Source organism: Variovorax sp. KBW07 (genome assembly GCF_003852515.1).
Taxonomy (GTDB): Bacteria; Pseudomonadota; Gammaproteobacteria; order Burkholderiales; family Burkholderiaceae_C; genus Variovorax.
Genome location: NZ_QAJK01000009.1, coordinates 1 through 16,590 on the forward strand (window position 1 = coordinate 1; position 16,590 = coordinate 16,590).

The window sequence follows — 16,590 nt, forward strand, 5'->3', positions numbered from 1 at the left end:
GCGCAGAGCACACCATCGGCGCGAGCGCCTTCAGAGCGGTCGTTGATCGGCCAATGCGAGAGCAGCGCCCTCGTGCGACTGGCATCGGGTGCTCCGCGCAGCGAAATAAAGGAGGAGCGAAGCGGGGGACATTCGCGGAGCAGAGCACACCGTCGGCGCGAGTGTCGCCCTGAATGACCCGAACTGCGGTCCCCGAAAACACCCCGCGACAAACAGAAAAACAAGGTTTCATCCAAGTCTTCCTGCCGGCAAAAGTCAGAGTCTCGCCAACGCGGCCCGGACCTCGTCCTTGCCCAGAATCTCGGTCAGCACCACAGGCGGCTTGCCCGGTGCCTGCAGCACGTACACAGGCACACCACTGCGTCCAAGCGCAGTCAACGCCGCCGTGATTGCGGGGTCGCGGCGGGTCCAGTCCGCGCGCAGCATCGCTACCTTCTTGGCGTCGAAGTCGGCAAGGACCTCGGCGTCGGACAGCGTGCTCTTCTTGTTGTACTGGCAGGTCACGCACCAGGCCGCGGTGAAGTCGATGAACACCGGCTGGCCGGCGCCCGACAGCTCGGCCACGCGCTCGGCCGACCATGGCTGCCAGCGCTGCGTGCCGGTGTCGGTCGATGATGCAGCCAGCCTGGCAGGCTCCACCACCTGCAGCACGTTGCGGCCGATTGCGCCGGTCAGCAGCGCGGTGAAGGCGATGAGCACTGTTGCGATCACGACCCGCGTGCGGCCGCGCAGCGTCAGCGCCCAGACGATCGAGGCCAGGCACACCAGCAGCGCCAGCAGCGTGCCCGCGCCGTCGATGCCGCTTTGCTGGCCCAGCACCCAGACCAGCCAGGCCACCGTCGCGAACATCGGGAAGGCCAGCAGGCGGCGCAGCGTGTTCATCCACGGGCCGGGCTTGGGCAGCAGCCGCGCGATGGCGGGCACGAAGCCGGCCACCAGGTACGGCAGCGCCAGCCCGAAGCCCAATGCCGCGAACAGCAACAGGGCCTGGGCGGCCGGCAGGCCGATGGCGAAGCCCAGCGACACGCCCATGAACGGCGCGGTGCAGGGCGAGGCGATGACCACGGCCAGCACGCCGGAAAGGAAGTCGTTGGCCAGCGGGTGCTTGGCCTGCGCGCTGCAGACCGACGACGGCGCGGCGCGGCCGAACTCGAACACGCCGACAAGGTTCAGGCCGATCAGCGTGAACAGCGCGGCCAATGCCGCCACCACGCCCGGCGACTGCAGCTGGAAGCCCCAGCCCAGCCCGGCGCCGGCCGCGCGCAGCGCGAGCATGGCGCCGCCCAGCGCGAGGAAAGACAGCATCACGCCACCCGTGTAGGCCAAGCCGGCCTTGCGGTGCGCGCTGGCGTTGCCGGCCTGCCGCGCGAAGCCCAGTACCTTGATGGCCAGGATCGGGAACACGCAGGGCATGAGGTTCAGCAGCAGGCCACCGAGCAGGGCGCCGAACAGGGCCATGACGAAGGTGGTCGAAGAAGGGGCGTTCAGGTCGGCGGCGGGCGATGCCGCGGCGGCGGTTGCCGCCTTCGCCGCGTTGGCCGCATTGGCCGTCAGCGCTGCCTGCAGCGCGGGCGACACTTCGGCACGCTGCGGTGCCGCGGGCCAGTTGCCGGTGACGGGCGATTCGGCGCGCCACGCGACCGGCTGGCCGGCCTGCCGGTCGGCTTCGGCCAGCGCCACAACAACAGGCAACACCGTGGGGCTGGCGCTGCGCTGGTCGGCCAGTGGCACCGTGGCGGTCCAGGTGCCGCCTTGCCACGATTGGGTCCAGTCCTTGCCGGAGACGGCCGCGGTGCGGATCACCTCGGGGGTCTCGGGGAAGAAGGCCAGCGTCTTGCCCTGCGCGGCGGCGGGCAGGCCTTCGAGGCGCACCTTCAGGTTGGCGCCGTCGACTTCGATGGCGCCGGGCTTGGCCAGCGGCTGCGGCTGTGCCGCCTGCGCGGTGTCGAAATCGGCCTTGTGCAGCGCGGTCGAGCCTTGCAGCGGCAGCGACAGCGTGAACTCGCCCTCTTCGGGAATGCATTCCTTGCGGCAGACCAGCCAGGTGGCCTTGAGCTGGATGTCCATGGCCGGGGTGCCACCCAGGGCCACCGGCGGCTTGTAGAGCGTCGACACCTCCAGCGGCACCGGCAGCAGCACGGTGTTTTCGTAGCCGTAGTTGGCGAGGTTGCCGACCGGGATCTTCTTCGGCACCGGCCAGGCGATTTCGCCGGTCGAGACGCCGGGCGGCAGCGTCCACGTCATTTCGGTGGGCAGGCCCGAATCGCCGGCGTTCTTCCAGTAGGTGTGCCACTCGGGCTGGTGCGTGATCTGCAGGCCCAGCCAGACCGGTGCGCCGGGCGCTACGCCATCGGGCGCGTGCGCGATCAGCTCGGCGCGCACGTGGGGGGTGGTCACCACCGCCCCGGTCTTGGGAGTCAATTGGGCCGCAGCCGGCATGCAGGCTGCGGCGGTTGCTATCAGAAGCGTAGCGAATTGGATGCGCGAAAAGATCATGCCGTCAGTCGGAGCATTCAGAGGGTGCGAAGTTCCGGCCGTTCTCAGGCCGCGGCGGCGGCCCAGCCCAGCACCACGCGCCGGCTGTTGGCGCTTTTCTTCTCGATCTTGGTCACGACCACGGCGCCGATTTCCGCGGTGTTGGCCACGTGCGTGCCGCCGCAGGGCTGGAAGTCGATCATCTGCGCGTCGCCCTCGGCCGTGCCGCCCATGCCACCGATACGGATGGTGCGGACCGTGCCCGAGCCGCGCGGCGGTTGCACGCTCATGCTCTTGACCAGCGCCGGGTTGGCGTCGAGTTCTTCGTCGGTGATGGCGCCCACGGTCAGTGGATGCGCCGCTTCGACCAGCCGGGCGAGGCCGGCGGTGAGCGCTTCCTTGTCGAGCGGGTCGGTCATGTGAAAGTCGATGCGCGCGTAGTCGGGCGTGATCGAGCAGCCGTTCACCGGCACCGGCACGAGGTGGCACAGCAGGTGCGACGCGGTGTGAAAGCGCATCAGCCGGTGGCGGCGTTCCCAGTCGAGGCGGGCCGTCACGGTGTCGCCGGGCTTCAGCGCGGCGAGCAGCTCGGCCTGCTCGGGCGCGGGCACGTGAATGAATTCGTTGAGCGGCTGGCCTTCTTCGTTCTTGGCCTTGCGCGTGTCGGCGATGGCCAGCTCGCGGCCGTCCGCGAGCACCAGCGCGCCGGCGTCTCCGGCCTGCCCGCCGCCCAGGGGATAGAACACGGTGCGGTCGAGCACGATGCCGGTGTCTTCGATGCGCACGATGCGGGCTTCACAGGTGCGCAGGTACGCGTCGGCGCGGAACAGGTCGTCGGTCATGCGGCGATGGTAGCGGCGATGCGCAAATGAGGTGCGCCCACGCCCGAAAGCGCCCACGACCGACAACCCGTGGCGGCCCGGTTGTGGATGATCCGCCCGGTATGCGGCGACCGGCCGCGCAAGGATTCCGCATGAAAGCACCGCAGCAAGTACCCACCCGCAATGCTTTTCCGACTCGGCCAGCCCGGCGGGCACCCGCCCTGGCCCTGACCCTCGTTACGGCCATGGCCGCCGCGCTGCTCGTGGCCGGCTGCGGCGAGGCCGCCAAGCTGACGCCCGAGGTCACGACCGGCCCGCGCCCGCAACTGGCCGACCCCAACAAGACGCTGTTCCCCACCGTGAACGTGGCCCCCGCCATCGGCTGGACCGACACCGCCGCGCCCACCCCCGCCGAAGGCCTGCGCGTGACCGCCCTGGCACGCGGCCTGGACCACCCGCGCTGGGTCTACACCCTGCCCAACGGCGACGTGCTGGTGGCCGAGAGCAACAAGCCGCCCAAGCCCGAGGGCAGCAACGACGGCGGCAGCGGCCTCGTGGCCAAGGTGCGCAACTGGGTCATGGGCAAGGTCATGGGCCGCGCCGGCGCCGGCGTGCCCAGCGCCAACCGCATCACCCTGCTGCGCGACGCCAACGGCGACGGCGTGGCCGAGGTGAAAGAGGTCTTCATGGCCAACCTCACATCGCCTTACGGCATGGCGCTGGTCGGCAACGAGCTCTTCATCGCCAATGCCGACGCACTCGTGAAGGTGCCGTACACCGAGGGCGAAACCTCCGTCAGCGCCAAGCCCGTGCTGGTGACGCCGCTGCCCGCGGGCATCAACCACCACTGGACCAAGAACGTGATTGCCAATGCCGACGGCAGCAAGCTCTACGTGACGGTCGGCTCCAACAGCAACATCGGCGAGAACGGCCTTGCCGCCGAAGAAGGCCGCGCCGCCATCTGGGAGGTCGATACCAAGTCGGGCGAAAAGCGCCTGTTCGCGAGCGGCCTGCGCAACCCCAACGGCATGGGCTGGGACCCGGACACCAACGTGCTGTGGACCGTGGTGAACGAGCGCGACGAGATCGGCAGTGACCTCGTGCCCGACTACCTGACCTCGGTGAAGGAAGGCGCCTTCTACGGCTGGCCGTGGACGTACTACGGCGGCATCGTCGATGCCCGCGTGACGCCGCAGAACCCCGAGATGGCGGCCAAGGCCATCGCGCCCGACTACGCGCTGGGCTCGCACGTCGCGCCGCTGGGCATGACCTTCTCGCATGCGCGCGGCATGCCGCCCGAGTTCGCCAGCGGCGTCTTCATCGGCGAGCACGGCTCGTGGAACCGCAAGCCCAAGTCGGGCTACAAGGTGGTGTTCGTGCCCTTCATCGGCGGCAAGCCGAGCGGCCCGCCGGTCGATGTGCTCACGGGCTTTCTCAGTGCCGACGAAAAGGCCCAGGGCCGCCCGGTGGGCGTGACGCTCGACAAGAGCGGCGCGCTGCTGGTGGCCGACGACGTGGGCAATGCCGTGTGGCGCGTGTCGCGCAGCAAGCCGCAGTAGCCGACCTTTCGTTCTCAGCGCTGCGGGCGGCCGATGCGGTAGAGCCGGTGACGGCGCAGCGCATGCCCTTCGGGCACGGCCGGGTGGTCGAACGCACCGGCCACGTCTTCATGCATGCCCAGGCGTTCCATCACCGCGGCCGAGCGCACGTTGCCGACCGCGGTAAAGGCCACGATTTCGTCGAGCCCGAGCCGCTCGAACCCGACCTGCAATGCGCCGCGCGCCGCTTCGGTCGCCATGCCCTGGCCCCACCACTTGCGGGCGAAGCGCCAGCCGATTTCGACGCAAGGTGAAAACGGCAGCGAGGCCATCGGCACGTTGAGCCCGGTGAAGCCGGCGAACTCGCCCGATGCCTTGTGCTCGACGGCCCAGAAACCCCAGCCGTTCTTCGCGATGAGCGCCCTGGCACGGTCGGCCGACGCGTCGCTGTCGGCACGTGTCGGAAGGGGCAGAAGAAACTCCATCACCTGCGGGTCGCAGGCCAGCGCGAAGAAGGGCGCGAAGTCGCTCTCGCGCCATTGGCGCAGGCGCAGGCGAGGGGTTTCGAATTCGATGAGTGGCGTCGTGCTGTTGTTGGTCATGCGAGCGATTGTGCTCGGGGCCATTCAGGGCGACGCTCACGCCGACGGTGTGCTCTGCTCCGCGAATGTCCCCCGCTTCGCTCCTCCTTTATTTCGCTGCGCAGAGCACACCATCGGCGTGAGCGTCATCAGAGCCGTCGTTGATCAGCNNTCGCACGCGCCCCGAATGCCCCCGCTCCCGCATCAACTCACAACAGACCCAACGGCCATGCGAACGATCGCGAGCAGGAAACTCAGAATCCGGCCAGAACGACCTTGCCCTGCGCCTTGCCACTCTCGATCAGCGCATGCGCACGCTTCAGGTTCGCTGCGTTGATGGTCCCGAAACTCGCGTTCGCCGTCGTGCGAATGCGCCCTGCGTCAACCAGCGCCGCCACCTCCGCCAGCAACGCACCCTGCTGCGCCATGTCCGGCGTCTCGAAGCGCGAGCGCGTGAACATCATTTCCCAATGCAGCGAAATGCACTTCGTCTTCAGCGGCATCGCGTCCAGCACCTTCATGTCGTCGATCACCGCCAGTTGCCCCTGCGGCTTCAGGCTCTCGATGATCTGCGCGTAGTGCTGCTCCGTCTGCGTCAGGCTCGCCACCATGTCCACCTCGCCGATGCCCGCCGCCTTCAGCTCCGCCGCCAGCGGCTTCGAATGGTCGATCACCGCATGCGCGCCCAGTGCCAGGCACCACTCGCGCGTTTCGGCACGCGAGGCCGTGGCGATCACGCGCAGCTGCGTGAGCTGGCGTGCCAGCTGGATCAGGATCGAGCCCACGCCGCCCGCACCGCCGGTGACCAGCAGCGTCTGGCCCTCGCCGCCGCCCTTGGGCACCTGCAGGCGGTCGAACAGCAGCTCGTAAGCGGTGATGGTGGTCAGCGGCAGCGCCGCGGCCTGCGCGTCGTCGAGGCTCTTCGGCGCGAGGGCGGCGATGCGTTCATCCACCGCGTGCAGCTCGGAGTTGGCGCCGGGCCGAATGATCGAGCCCGCGTAGTACACGCGGTCGCCGACCTTGAAGTTCTTCACCGCGCCGCCGATGGCCTCGACCGTGCCCACGGCGTCCCAGCCCAGCACCTTGGCCTGGCCGGCTTCGGGTGCGGCGTTCTTGCGGACCTTGGTGTCGACCGGGTTGACCGACACCGCCTTCACGCGCACCAGCAGGTCGCGCGGGCCGGCCACGGGAGCGGGCAGCTCGATGTCCTGCAGCGATTCGGCGTTGTCGATGGGAAGGGGCTGGTAGTAGCCGATGGCTTTCATGGCAATGGACCTTTTTGAAACGATGCCTGAACTGTAGGATGGCAAGGCCGGTTTGATAAGACCCGTGAAACCAGCAACACCTTCAAATGAAAATTGAAAATACATCCGACCTGCGGGTGCTGGTGCAAACGGCGCGCGGCGGCACGCTCACGGCGGCGGCGCACGCGCTGGGCATCACGCCGGCGGCGGCCAGCGCCACGCTCAAGCGGCTGGAGGCGCAACTCGGTGCCCGTCTGTTCGAACGCTCCACGCGCGCCATGCGCCTCACGCCGCAGGGCCAGACGCTGCTCGACTACGCGGTGCGCGCCTTCGAGCTGCTCGACGAAGGCGAATCGCTGGTCACGGCCGACCGCGGCGAGCTGATCGGCACGCTGCGCGTGGCCTCGCCTTCGGACCTCACGCGCAGCACGCTGCTGCCGTGGTTCGACGAATTCCTGGCGCTGCACCCCGGCGTGCAGCTGTCGCTGTCGGTGGGCGACCGTCCGCTGGACGTGATGCGAGACGAGGTCGACGTGGCGCTGCGCTACGGCGCGCTGGCCGATTCGCGATTGGTGGCGCGGCCCTTCGCAATGACCAACCCGCTGCTGACCGCCTCGCCCGACTACCTGCGCCGCCATGCCGCGCCGAAGACGCCGCAAGACCTGGCGCACCACAACTGCCTGACCTTCAACCGCGGCGGGCGCCTTCACCGTACCTGGCGTTTTGCGCAGAACGGGCAGTGGACCGAAGTGCGCGTGAACGGCAACCGCAGCGTGGACGACGCCTCGCTCGCGCGCGAGTGGACCGTGGCGGGCCATGGCATTTCGCTCAAGTCGGCGCTCGATGTGCGCAACGACCTGCGCGAAGGCCGGCTGGTGCGGCTGCTGCCCGGGTGGGACACCGAGCCGTATCCGCTGCATGCGCTGCTGCCCAGTGGCCGCTTCGTGCCGGCGCGCGTGCGGGCCTTCGTCGATTTTCTGGCCGCGAAGTTCGAGCTGCTGCTGGCCAGCTGAAGGCCGGCTCAGATCATCGGCGTGACCGCGCCGTCCATCGCCACGATGGCGCCGGTCACGTAGCTGGCCTTCGGCGAGGCCAGGAACAGCACCGTGTTGGCGATCTCTTCAGGTGTCGCGATGCGGCCCAGCGGCAGGCGCGCGGTGGCGCGCTCCAGCGCCTCGTCGGTGCCGATGCCCTGCAGCCTGGCATCGGCCTTCATGCCTTCCTGCAGCCGCGCGGTCAGCGTGAGGCCGGGGTTCACGGCGTTCACGCGCACGCCCTTGGCGGCATAGGCCGCGGCCATGCCGGCGCTCACCAGCATCAGCGCGGCATTGGCGGCGCCGCCGGCCATGTGGACCGGGCTCGCGACCTTGCCGCCCTGGCCGATCACGTTGACGATGGTGCCGCGCCCGCGCTGGCCCATGCGCTTGACCACCGGGTCGATCATGTGGATGTAGGTGAAGTACTTGGCGTCCATGGCGTCGTGCCAGGCGGCGGGCGTCAGGTCGTCGGGCGGGGTGCGGCGCGCGGCGCCGGCCGAGTTGACGAGCACGTCGACCGCACCGAAGGCCTGCTCGGCCGCATCGAGCGCGGCCACCGCACTGGCCGGGTCCTTCAGGTCGGCCGCATGCAGCGAGATGCGGCCTTCGGCCTGTGCGAAGGCCTCGACCAGCGCCTGCTGGCCTTGTTGCAGGTTCTGCAGATCGCGCGAGACGAGGCTCACGCGCGCACCCTCGCGCAGGAAGCCCAGCGCGCAGGCCAGGCCGATGCCCTTGCTGCCGCCGGTGATGAGTACGTGCTGGTCCTGGAGCTGGAGATCCATGAAGGCGTCCTTGGGGAATGAGTGAAGGGGCGTGGCGGCCGATTGAATCACCGCCGCGAAACCCCTGCACGCGCGCGGCCGTTGGCCGGCCGCGCTTTCACTCCTTCACTTTCAATCAAGGACGCATGCGCGCTGCCCGCCGTGTTGTCAGCGGCGCGCGGCCGCGCGGCGCAGCGGTTCGGGCTCCAGCGCGCCGGGCGTGGTGTCGGTGGCGTCGCGCAGCTGGCCGTCGTGGTCGTGGTGCACCAGCAGCTGGCGGGTGCGCTGCCAGGTCGACAGGCGCGCCGGCGGCACCTCGATGTAGGAAGCCAGCGCGAACAGCGACGACTGTTCCTGGTCCGGCGGCGCCTCGCGTTCCTGCTGGCGGCGGCGCCACGGCGCCATCACCAGCATCGACAACAGGATCACGCAGATGACCACCGCGTACAGGCCCAGCAGGTGCAGCACTTCGGGCTGCGAGCGCGCGCCCAGCACATAGGGCCACGCATACCAGATGGCACAGAACCAGATGGCAATGGTGACCGCCGGGCGCAGCACGCGCAGCCACAGGTACATGGCCAGCGTGCGCTGCGGCGAACGGCCGTTGCCGAAGGCGCGCAGCGAAATGCGCGCGGCGTCGATGATGGGTTCTTCTCCCGCGGGCTGGCCCCACGAGCGCCGCCGTGTCGGCGGGTTCATGTCGGCGTGCGTCTCGGGCGGCTGGGAATGGGCGTGGGACTCATGGGGCATCGGAAACTCCTCGGTCAGGGCTCGTCCACACCGCGCGCTTGCCGCGGCGGCGTGTCAGGGCTTTGGGAAGGGCGATGACGGTGGTCGCCATCGTGATGGTCCAGAAAGCGATCGGGTACCAGATCGTTCCGGCGAAATAGCGCATCAGGTCGCGGTCGTAGCGGCGATCGATCCACAGGCTGAGCAGCATCTGCAGGATGCAGGTCATGGCCAGCAGCGTGCCCTGCCAGTGCGGCAGCAGCGCCGAGTGCCAGAGCGAGTCCACCGGCAGGAAGGGCCGTGCCAGGCTGATGACCAGCACCGCGGCCATGGCATAGGCCCACACCACGCTGGTCATGTACTCGGCGTAGATGAGCCACATGCGCCAGTTGCCCGGCCGCAGGATGCGCGGCGTGTAGCGCAGCATGGTCTGGATGCCGCCGACGGCCCAGCGCAGGCGCTGCTTCCAGAGACCGCGCAAGGTCTCGGGCATCAGGATCCAGCACAGCGCGCGCGGCTCGAAGCGCAGCTGCCAGCCGGCAAGCTGCAGCTTCCAGCTCATGTCGATGTCTTCGGTGAGCACGTCGGGGCTCCAGAAGTCGACCTCGATCACGGCGCGGCGCCGGAACATCGCCAGCACGCCCGACACCGTGAACAGCGTGCCCACCAGTTGCTGCGAACGCTTGATGAGCCCGATGATCGACGAGAACTCGCCCACCTGCATGCGCCCCAGCAGCGTGGTGCGGGTGCGGATGCGCGGGTTGCCGGTCACCGCGCCGATGCGCTCCGAAGCCAGCATCGGCTGCAGCATCCAGGCGATGGCGTCGGCGTCCACCAGTGCGTCGCCGTCGATGCCCAGGATGTATTCGCCGCGTGCCAGCTGGCAGGCGGTGTTCAGGCCCACGGCCTTGCCCTGGTTGCTGGCGTTGTGAATGACGCGCAGGCGGCTGTATTCCTTCGTCATCGCGTCGAGCAGTTCGCCGGTGCCGTCGCTGCTGCCGTCGTTGACGGCAATCACTTCGTAGTTGGGGTAGCGCGTGCGCATCAGCTGCTCGATCACTTCGCGCAGGTGCGGCGCCTCGTTGAAGCACGGCACCACCACGGTGACCAGCGGGCGGGTGGCGAGCAGGTCGAGCGGATCGACGTCGACGTCGCGCTTGCGCTCGAACACCATGGCGTGCGACATGCCGCCCGCCATCCACACCCAGGCCATGAAGAACGGGTAGTAGAAGACGAAGCCGAACAGCAGCGTGGGCAGCGTCTGTGCGAGGAAGTGGGTGGAGGTCATGGCGACCGTTCTCCTTGCGCCGGCTGGGCCGGCTGAGCCGGTTGCACGGGGGCTGCTGTTGTTGCCGCCGGAGCGGGCGCGGTTTGCGACGGTGTCGTCGCGGCGGGAACGGGGGACGAAGCCAGCGCGCGCGGCAGCAGCGAGCGCACCGAGATCGCGCGGCGCACCACGTCTAGCGACGGCTGGTTGTTCAAGAAGTCGTCGGGGTAGTAGCCCAGGTGCCGCACGCCGGCGCGCTGCAGCAGCGTCCACTGGCGCGCCAGCTCGTCGTCGGGCACGGGCTTGCCGGTGCGCCAGTCGCGCGCCTGCAGCTCGAACACGGTGCCGTCGAGGCCGCGCGGCGTGTCGGCGGCGCGGCGTGCCAGGCGCGTGAGCCAGCCCTGCGCATCGGCCTCGCGCTCCATGCGCGGCATGGCCATCAGGCCCACGTAGTCGTAGGCCGCCAGCGAGGCTTCGTAGTTCTGCGCGAACCACTGCTCGGCTTCGGGCTCGAGCACCGGCCGCGCATAGAGGTTGCGCGCGGTTTCCAGTGCCGGCCGCCAGGCGCCCACGCGGCCCATCAGCTCCTGCGTGAACTCGATGAGGTAGCGGGTCTTGGCGGTGGTCCAGCGGGCCATCAGCGCGGGGTCGGCGCGAATCGCGGCCACGTCGGGCGGCAGGCCCCACTTCGCATAGGTGGCCAGCGCGGCGGGGCTGGCGTCTTCGTCGTCGGCGAGCATCGCGTCGTCGTGGAACAGCAGGCCCTCGAAGAAGGCATGGCGGCCCAGGTCTTCGTAGATGTCGCCGACCAGCGTGCGCACCGCCGGGTCGAAGGGCGTGAGCCGGTGGTAGCGGTCGGCCGGCGTCTTGCCGCCCTGCGCCAGCACGGTGCGGGTGGCCAGCGGGTTCGACGCCGGCAGGCGGAAGGCCGTGACCGGCATCCAGGCATAGACCTTCACGCCGGTGCGGCTGCGCAGCTGCCAGGCGGCGCGGCTGAACAGGTCGGCGCGCATCGGCAGGTGGTGGTTCGGAAAGTAGAGCGCGTCGGCCACGCCGTCGCCATCGGGGTCGGCATAGGCCTGCAGGAACACCGAGCGCGGGCGCACGGCGGCCACGCGGTCGATCAGTGCCGAGAGGTTGCGCTCCTGCTGGGCCGGGTCGGCGTCGTACACGTAGTCCAGGTCGACGTGCATCACGCGGTTGACCGGCCGCACCTCGCCGCCCACCGGGCTGCGCAGCAGCTGCGCGTATTCGGGCGCGGTGTTGTCGTAGGCGGCCAGCGCGCGGCGGATCTGCGTGAGCGGCACGGCGGCGGTGTTGGAGCCGTCGTCGAGCGTGAAGGTGTAGGGCATGCCCGCGCGCTCGGAGGCCTTCAGCGCCATCGCGTTGTAGGCGCCGTAGGGCCAGACGGTGGCGCGCACCTTGGCGCCGGTGCGTGCCTCGATCAGCGCGCGGCTGCGGCGCAGGTCGGTCTCGATGCGGCGCATGTAGGCGGCGTCGTCTTCGTAGCGGCCGGTCTTCGGGTCGTAGCGGTGGGTGGCCGCCGCCGGCAGCATGTTGCCTTGCGGGTTGGCCTGGATGCCGGTGTGCATGGCATCGCTGTGGCTGGCGAACTCGACCAGGCCCGAGCGCGCCATTTCGGCGGCCTCGCGCCAGAGCAGGAAGTTCTCGCGCGGGGCGGGCTTGTCGCCCCAGTGCACCGGCTGGCCTTCGGGCACTTCGAGCCAGCTCGTCACCAGCGCGAACAGCGCCGGGTAGCCGTAGCGCTTGAGCAGCGGAAACACCTTGGTGTAGGCGCTGCGGTAGCCGTCGTCGAAGGTCAGCAGCACCGGCCTTGCGGGCAGCGGCTTGCCGCCGGCGCGCGCATCGATGATCTGCTGCAGGCTCACCGGGTGGTAGCCGCTGTACTGCAGCCAGGCGAACACTTCGGCCAGCGTGCGGTCGTCGATGGCGGTTTCGTCGGGCGAGCTCTCGAAGCTGGCGCGCACGCCGGTGCGCACGTCGTGGAACGAAAGCACGCGAAAGCTCACGCCGTCGTCGGGGTCGGCCGGCGGCAGCGGTTGCGCCAGGGCGAGCCGGGGCAGGGCGCCCAGGGCAAGCCCGAGCAGCAGCCACAGCATGGCCGCCCGCAGGAAGGGGAAAAGGTTCTTCGTAGGCATCACTGCAGGGGCATCGAGAGGTTCAGGAAGACGCCGCGCTGTCGTTCGCGCACGCCGTCGTAGGGATGGCTGGAAATGCTCAAGCCGTAGCGCAGCGTGAATTTCTGGCCGAAGTTCCAGCGGTGTTCGTAGCGCAGGCTCCACAGCGGGCCGCTGCCGAAGCCGGCCTGGTGGTAGCTGCCGCCGCCGAGCTCGACGGCCTGGAAGAACTGGCGGTCGTCGCTTTTCCAGTTGAGCCATTGCGCGCGCACCGTGGCCTGCACGCTGGCGTCTCGCGAGGGGTTGAAGTAGGGCGTGTCCAGCGCGCGGCCGCGGCCGGTGTCGGCCTCGAGCTTGGTTTCGAGCTGGAAGCGCGGCGTGCTGATCCAGCGCTCGCGCCAGCCCAGGCCCAGGCCGTCGCGCACGTTGCCGTCGCTGAAGTCCAGGCGCTGCAGCTGCAGGTCGAAGCGGCGCGCCTCGTTCACCACGTAGCCCACGCTGGCTGCGGTTTCGCGCGCGCCGATGCCGGCCACGCGTGCCTTCCACGGCAGCTCCTTGCTGTCGCCGTCGTAGGTGGCCGAGAGCCGCCAGGCGTCGCTGGCGCGGTAGTCCAGGCGCCCGGCCACGCTGTTGCGGTAGGGGCCGGCGTTGGCATGCTGCAGTGCGCCCTCGGCCAGCCAGGGGCCGCGCTGCCAGCTGAGGCCCAGGCCGCCGCGGGCCCAGTTCGCGTTGCCGATGTCGGTGTTGCCCCGGCCCAGCGACTGGTCGTAGAACACGCGCCATTCGTCGTTGATGAGGCCAGAACTGAGCCGGCTGTCGATGCGCCATTCGCGGCTGGCAATGGCCGCGCCGCCGCGGGAGGCCTCGGCGTCGACGTCGAGCCGCGCACCGGTAAGGGCACGCCGCTTGCGTTCCATGTCGCGCACCTCGACGGTGTCGCCGGCGTCGGCCACCAGCGATTCGGCGCGTTGCCGTGCGTTGCCGAACCAGCCCGCGTCGAGCAGGGCTTCGACATGGCCGACGCGCGCGCTGGTGTCGTAGGGCTGGTCGGCCGCCTGCGCCTCGAAGCGCGCGAGCGCCGCCTCGGGGTGTTCGCGCAGCCGCTCGGTCAGGCCGGCACCGAAGGCATAGCCGGCATTGAGCGGGGCTTCCTGCGTCAGCGTCGCGAAGCGCCGCTGCGCGGCCGCGGGCCGGTCGGTGTAGAGCTGCATCAGCGCGCGCATGCCGCTCACGTCGGTGTACTGGCCGTTGGGCCGCCCGGCTTCGGGCGTGAGGCGCATGAGGGCCGGCGTGTGCTCTTCGAGCCGCGTCAGCAGTGCTTCGGCTTCCTCGAAGCGGCCGGTGTCCTGGTAGGCGTAGACCAGCCCGAAATAGATTTCGTCGGGCATCGGCAGGTCGGCGCCGCCCTTGGCGACGGCGGCTTCGTAGAGCGGCACGGCATCGACCGAGCGGCGCTCCTGCGCAAGTGCGCGGGCTGCCGCGGCGAGGCCGTAGAAAGGCAGGTCGGTGCCGGCGGCGCGCAGGCTGTTGTACAGCGCAATGGCGTCGGCGGGGCGGCCGCGTTCGACCAGTGCCAGCAGGCGGTCGGACTGGAGGTTCACGCGCAGGGCGCGCCACGCATCGGCATCGCCATCGGCGTTGGCGTTGCCTGCATTGGCCCGCAGCGCCGCGGCGTCGAGCCGGGCCAGTGCGATGTCCTGGTCGGCCAGCACCTTGTCGAGCGCGACCACGCGGGCCGGGCCCAGGCGCTGGTCGCGCTCCTCGATGGCCCAGCGCAGCCGCTGCGCCAGCGCCTTCTGCTGCAGCACCGACAAGGCCAGCGCGGAGAAGCTGCCGGGGTGGGCGCGCTCGGTGGCTTCGGCGTCTTCGAAGGCGGTCGATGCGGCGCCGTTGTCGGCGAGAAGAAAGTCGGCCTCGCGCCGGATGTCGCGGCGCTCGGGGCGCAGCGCGCCGGCCTCGGTGTAGGCGGCCAGCGCCTGCAGCGGTTGGCCGTCGGCGCGGGCCACGGCCGCGCGCAGTTCGAGCACCGCCACGCGGTCTTCGACCTGCCGTGCGGGTTCTTTCGAATCTTTCGAAAGGGCGTCGCTGAGCGCCTTCGCGCCCGCCACGTCGCCGCTGTCGAGCCGCCAGAAGGCTTCGTGGATGCGGGGCTCGCGCGCCGCCGGTTGCCGTGCGCGCCAGGCGCGGATGGTCTCGCCTTGCAGCGTGGTGTCGTGCGTGCGCCGTGCAGCCAGCGCGAGCGGGCCCAGTGCGTAGTCGCTCAGCTTTGCCGGCGACTGCTGGCGGCCCAGCGCCACGGCTTCGGCGAACTGGCCGTCACCGGCCGCGATGGCGATGGCGTCGGACACCACGCGCTGGCGCTCGGCCTCGCTCAAGGTGCCCAGCGTGCCGGGTGAACCAGGCGCCGCAAGCCAGTCTTTCAGCTGCTGCAGTGCCTGCGTCGGCGTGATGCGGCCGGCGCGGCGCGCGACGATCAATGCGTCGTGCGCTTGCGCGCCGTACGCCACTGCCGCGCCGCGGTCGGCGGCGGGCGCATTTGTCGTGATAACAGGCGACTGGGCCAGCGCCGCAGTCGAAGCACCGAAGGCGGCCAGTACGTAAACAATGGATGGAAATCCTCGCGCACTCGGTGCGAGGTGTTGAGACAACGAACGGTAGAGCGCCAATTTGCGCCCAGCCGTGACCGTGCCTCCAGCTATTTTCTGGATGAACACTCTGCTCCCTTTGACCAACGCCTTCCATGCGGCAACAGACATTGCCGCCACGGAAGCCGAACCCTTCGGACCGGAAAGCCGGACCTCGGAGTTCTAAAATTGATTCTGAAAATCGACTCTATTCAGAACTGTTAACAATGGCAAACTAAAGTGCCAGGAAATGCTTATAAGTGTGAATAGGTTGACGTTTTGGTTGTCGCCAGGATGTGGTTACGTAGGACAACTGCTCTCAATTCGGACGCATCTCCGGCCAACTAAGATCGCTCGATGAATGCTTCTTCGGCTCCTTCCCTGCCCCGCTTCTGGTCCCAACTGACCACGCGCGACTTCGCGGCGCTCGACGCAGCGGCCAGCGTCGCGGTGCTGCCACTGGGTGCGACCGAGCAGCACGGCCCGCATTTGCCGCTGGGCGTGGACACGGTGCTGGCCGATGGCATCGTGGCCGCGTCGTTGCCGTTGTTGCCGGCTGCGTTGCCGGTGCTGTTCCTGCCAACCCAGCAGATCGGCCTGAGCCCCGAGCACGCGCGTTTCGCGGGCACGCTGACGCTGTCGGCCGAGACCCTGATCCGCATGTGGAGCGAAATCGGCGCCGGTGTGGCGCGGGCCGGCGTGAAGAAGCTGGTGCTGTTCAATGCACACGGCGGCCACGTGGGCGCGATGGACATCGTGGCGCGGGAGCTGCGCGCGGCGCACGGCCTGATCGTCTACAGCGTGAGCTGGTTCAACCTGCCGCTGGGCGATGCGGGTGAAAAATTCAGCGCGCAGGAACACCGTTTCGGCGTGCACGCAGGCGAGATCGAAACATCGATGATGCTGGCCCTGACCCCTCAGCTGGTACGCATGGCCGAAGCGCAAGATTTCCGTTCGACGTCGGAGCAGCGAGCGGCCGACTACGCGATCCTCGGTAACGGCAAGAGCGCAAAGCTCGGCTGGGCGATGGAGGACTACAACGCCCAGGGTGCGGCGGGTAACGCGGCTGCCGCGACTGCGGCAAACGGTCAGGCCGTGATCGACTCGGCTGCTGAACAGTTGGCGCTGCTGCTGGCCGAGGTGTCGCGGCTGCCGTTGAGCACTGCCAATACTGGGTCGCTGCCTTGAGGCGACGCCTTTGCTGTTCGGCTCTTTGTTGCTAGTGATCTGAGCGCTGCTGTTCAGGGCGACGCCCACGCCGACGGTGTGCTCTGCTCCGCGAATGTCCCCCGCTTCGCTCCTCCTTTATTTCGCTGCGCAGAGCACACCATCCGCGTGAGCGTCATCAGAGTGGTCGTTGATCAGCGGTACACCA

General features: G+C 69.3%; 12 protein-coding genes. 3 read left to right on the forward strand and 9 right to left on the reverse strand.

All coding sequences use genetic code 11. The annotated features are described in order from the left end of the window. Positions 1-255: 255 nt before the first annotated feature. Together DBV14_RS01900 and DBV14_RS01905 are read right to left on the reverse strand one after the other, a co-directional pair. Positions 256-2,439 carry a protein-disulfide reductase DsbD gene (locus tag DBV14_RS01900; protein WP_124457506.1) on the reverse strand — a complete coding sequence of 728 codons (2,184 nt, stop codon included), beginning with the start codon at positions 2,437-2,439 and terminating at the stop codon, positions 256-258. A 101-nt stretch (positions 2,440-2,540) separates the two neighbouring features. Then, positions 2,541-3,317 (reverse strand): alanyl-tRNA editing protein, encoded by a 777-nt coding sequence (locus DBV14_RS01905; RefSeq protein WP_124457507.1) that lies wholly within the window; start codon positions 3,315-3,317, stop codon positions 2,541-2,543. Positions 3,318-3,541: 224 nt separating this feature from the next. On the opposite strand from DBV14_RS01905, the gene DBV14_RS01910 reads away from it, so the two are divergent. Next, positions 3,542-4,855, forward strand: coding sequence for a sorbosone dehydrogenase family protein (locus tag DBV14_RS01910; RefSeq protein WP_124457508.1), 1,314 nt, complete (start codon positions 3,542-3,544; stop codon positions 4,853-4,855). A 14-nt stretch (positions 4,856-4,869) separates the two neighbouring features. Here the strand turns inward: DBV14_RS01910 and DBV14_RS01915 are convergent, their stop codons facing one another. After that, positions 4,870-5,436: a GNAT family N-acetyltransferase gene (locus DBV14_RS01915; protein WP_124457509.1), complete on the reverse strand. Its 567-nt coding sequence runs from the start codon at positions 5,434-5,436 to the stop codon at positions 4,870-4,872. Between the two features lie 233 nt (positions 5,437-5,669). After that, on the reverse strand, positions 5,670-6,680 hold the full coding sequence (locus DBV14_RS01920) for a zinc-binding alcohol dehydrogenase family protein (RefSeq protein ID WP_124457510.1): 1,011 nt from the start codon (positions 6,678-6,680) through the stop codon (positions 5,670-5,672). 86 nt (positions 6,681-6,766) lie between these two features. On the opposite strand from DBV14_RS01920, the gene DBV14_RS01925 reads away from it, so the two are divergent. Then, positions 6,767-7,672 (forward strand): LysR family transcriptional regulator, encoded by a 906-nt coding sequence (locus DBV14_RS01925; RefSeq protein WP_124457511.1) that lies wholly within the window; start codon positions 6,767-6,769, stop codon positions 7,670-7,672. Between the two features lie 8 nt (positions 7,673-7,680). Here the strand turns inward: DBV14_RS01925 and DBV14_RS01930 are convergent, their stop codons facing one another. The 5 genes from DBV14_RS01930 to pgaA all read right to left on the reverse strand — a co-directional run bounded on the left by DBV14_RS01930 (position 7,681) and on the right by pgaA (position 15,347). Further along, the gene (locus DBV14_RS01930) at positions 7,681-8,478 is read right to left on the reverse strand and encodes an SDR family oxidoreductase (RefSeq protein WP_124457512.1); all 798 of its coding nucleotides are present in this window, start codon (positions 8,476-8,478) and stop codon (positions 7,681-7,683) included. A 147-nt stretch (positions 8,479-8,625) separates the two neighbouring features. Beyond that, complete coding sequence (pgaD, locus tag DBV14_RS01935; protein WP_124457513.1) at positions 8,626-9,207, reverse strand: poly-beta-1,6-N-acetyl-D-glucosamine biosynthesis protein PgaD; 582 nt, start codon at positions 9,205-9,207, stop codon at positions 8,626-8,628. Next, positions 9,197-10,474 carry a poly-beta-1,6-N-acetyl-D-glucosamine synthase gene (pgaC, locus tag DBV14_RS01940; RefSeq protein WP_124457514.1) on the reverse strand — a complete coding sequence of 426 codons (1,278 nt, stop codon included), beginning with the start codon at positions 10,472-10,474 and terminating at the stop codon, positions 9,197-9,199. Before pgaC ends, pgaD begins: the two co-directional genes overlap by 11 nt. Then, on the reverse strand, positions 10,471-12,612 hold the full coding sequence (pgaB, locus tag DBV14_RS01945; RefSeq protein WP_185545893.1) for a poly-beta-1,6-N-acetyl-D-glucosamine N-deacetylase PgaB: 2,142 nt from the start codon (positions 12,610-12,612) through the stop codon (positions 10,471-10,473). Before pgaB ends, pgaC begins: the two co-directional genes overlap by 4 nt. Next, complete coding sequence (gene pgaA / locus DBV14_RS01950; protein ID WP_148092424.1) at positions 12,612-15,347, reverse strand: poly-beta-1,6 N-acetyl-D-glucosamine export porin PgaA; 2,736 nt, start codon at positions 15,345-15,347, stop codon at positions 12,612-12,614. Before pgaA ends, pgaB begins: the two co-directional genes overlap by 1 nt. 225 nt (positions 15,348-15,572) lie before the next feature. Here pgaA and DBV14_RS01955 point away from each other — a divergent pair, with 225 nt between their 5' ends. Further along, a complete protein-coding gene (locus DBV14_RS01955; protein WP_124457517.1) occupies positions 15,573-16,403 on the forward strand; it encodes a creatininase family protein in 831 nt (276 codons plus the stop codon). Positions 16,404-16,590 lie beyond the last annotated feature (187 nt).

What these genes read in the sequence shown, in the direction of transcription:
- DBV14_RS01900 (WP_124457506.1), bottom strand. Translation starts at nt 2,439, where the DNA reads ATGCCGGCTGCGGCCCAATTGACTCCCAAGACCGGGGCGGTGGTGACC.
- DBV14_RS01905 (WP_124457507.1), bottom strand. Translation starts at nt 3,317, where the DNA reads ATGACCGACGACCTGTTCCGCGCCGACGCGTACCTGCGCACCTGTGAA.
- DBV14_RS01910 (WP_124457508.1), top strand. Translation starts at nt 3,542, where the DNA reads ATGGCCGCCGCGCTGCTCGTGGCCGGCTGCGGCGAGGCCGCCAAGCTG.
- DBV14_RS01915 (WP_124457509.1), bottom strand. Translation starts at nt 5,436, where the DNA reads ATGACCAACAACAGCACGACGCCACTCATCGAATTCGAAACCCCTCGC.
- DBV14_RS01920 (WP_124457510.1), bottom strand. Translation starts at nt 6,680, where the DNA reads ATGAAAGCCATCGGCTACTACCAGCCCCTTCCCATCGACAACGCCGAA.
- DBV14_RS01925 (WP_124457511.1), top strand. Translation starts at nt 6,767, where the DNA reads ATGAAAATTGAAAATACATCCGACCTGCGGGTGCTGGTGCAAACGGCG.
- DBV14_RS01930 (WP_124457512.1), bottom strand. Translation starts at nt 8,478, where the DNA reads ATGGATCTCCAGCTCCAGGACCAGCACGTACTCATCACCGGCGGCAGC.
- pgaD (WP_124457513.1), bottom strand. Translation starts at nt 9,207, where the DNA reads ATGCCCCATGAGTCCCACGCCCATTCCCAGCCGCCCGAGACGCACGCC.
- pgaC (WP_124457514.1), bottom strand. Translation starts at nt 10,474, where the DNA reads ATGACCTCCACCCACTTCCTCGCACAGACGCTGCCCACGCTGCTGTTC.
- pgaB (WP_185545893.1), bottom strand. Translation starts at nt 12,612, where the DNA reads ATGCCTACGAAGAACCTTTTCCCCTTCCTGCGGGCGGCCATGCTGTGG.
- pgaA (WP_148092424.1), bottom strand. Translation starts at nt 15,347, where the DNA reads ATGTCTGTTGCCGCATGGAAGGCGTTGGTCAAAGGGAGCAGAGTGTTC.
- DBV14_RS01955 (WP_124457517.1), top strand. Translation starts at nt 15,573, where the DNA reads ATGAATGCTTCTTCGGCTCCTTCCCTGCCCCGCTTCTGGTCCCAACTG.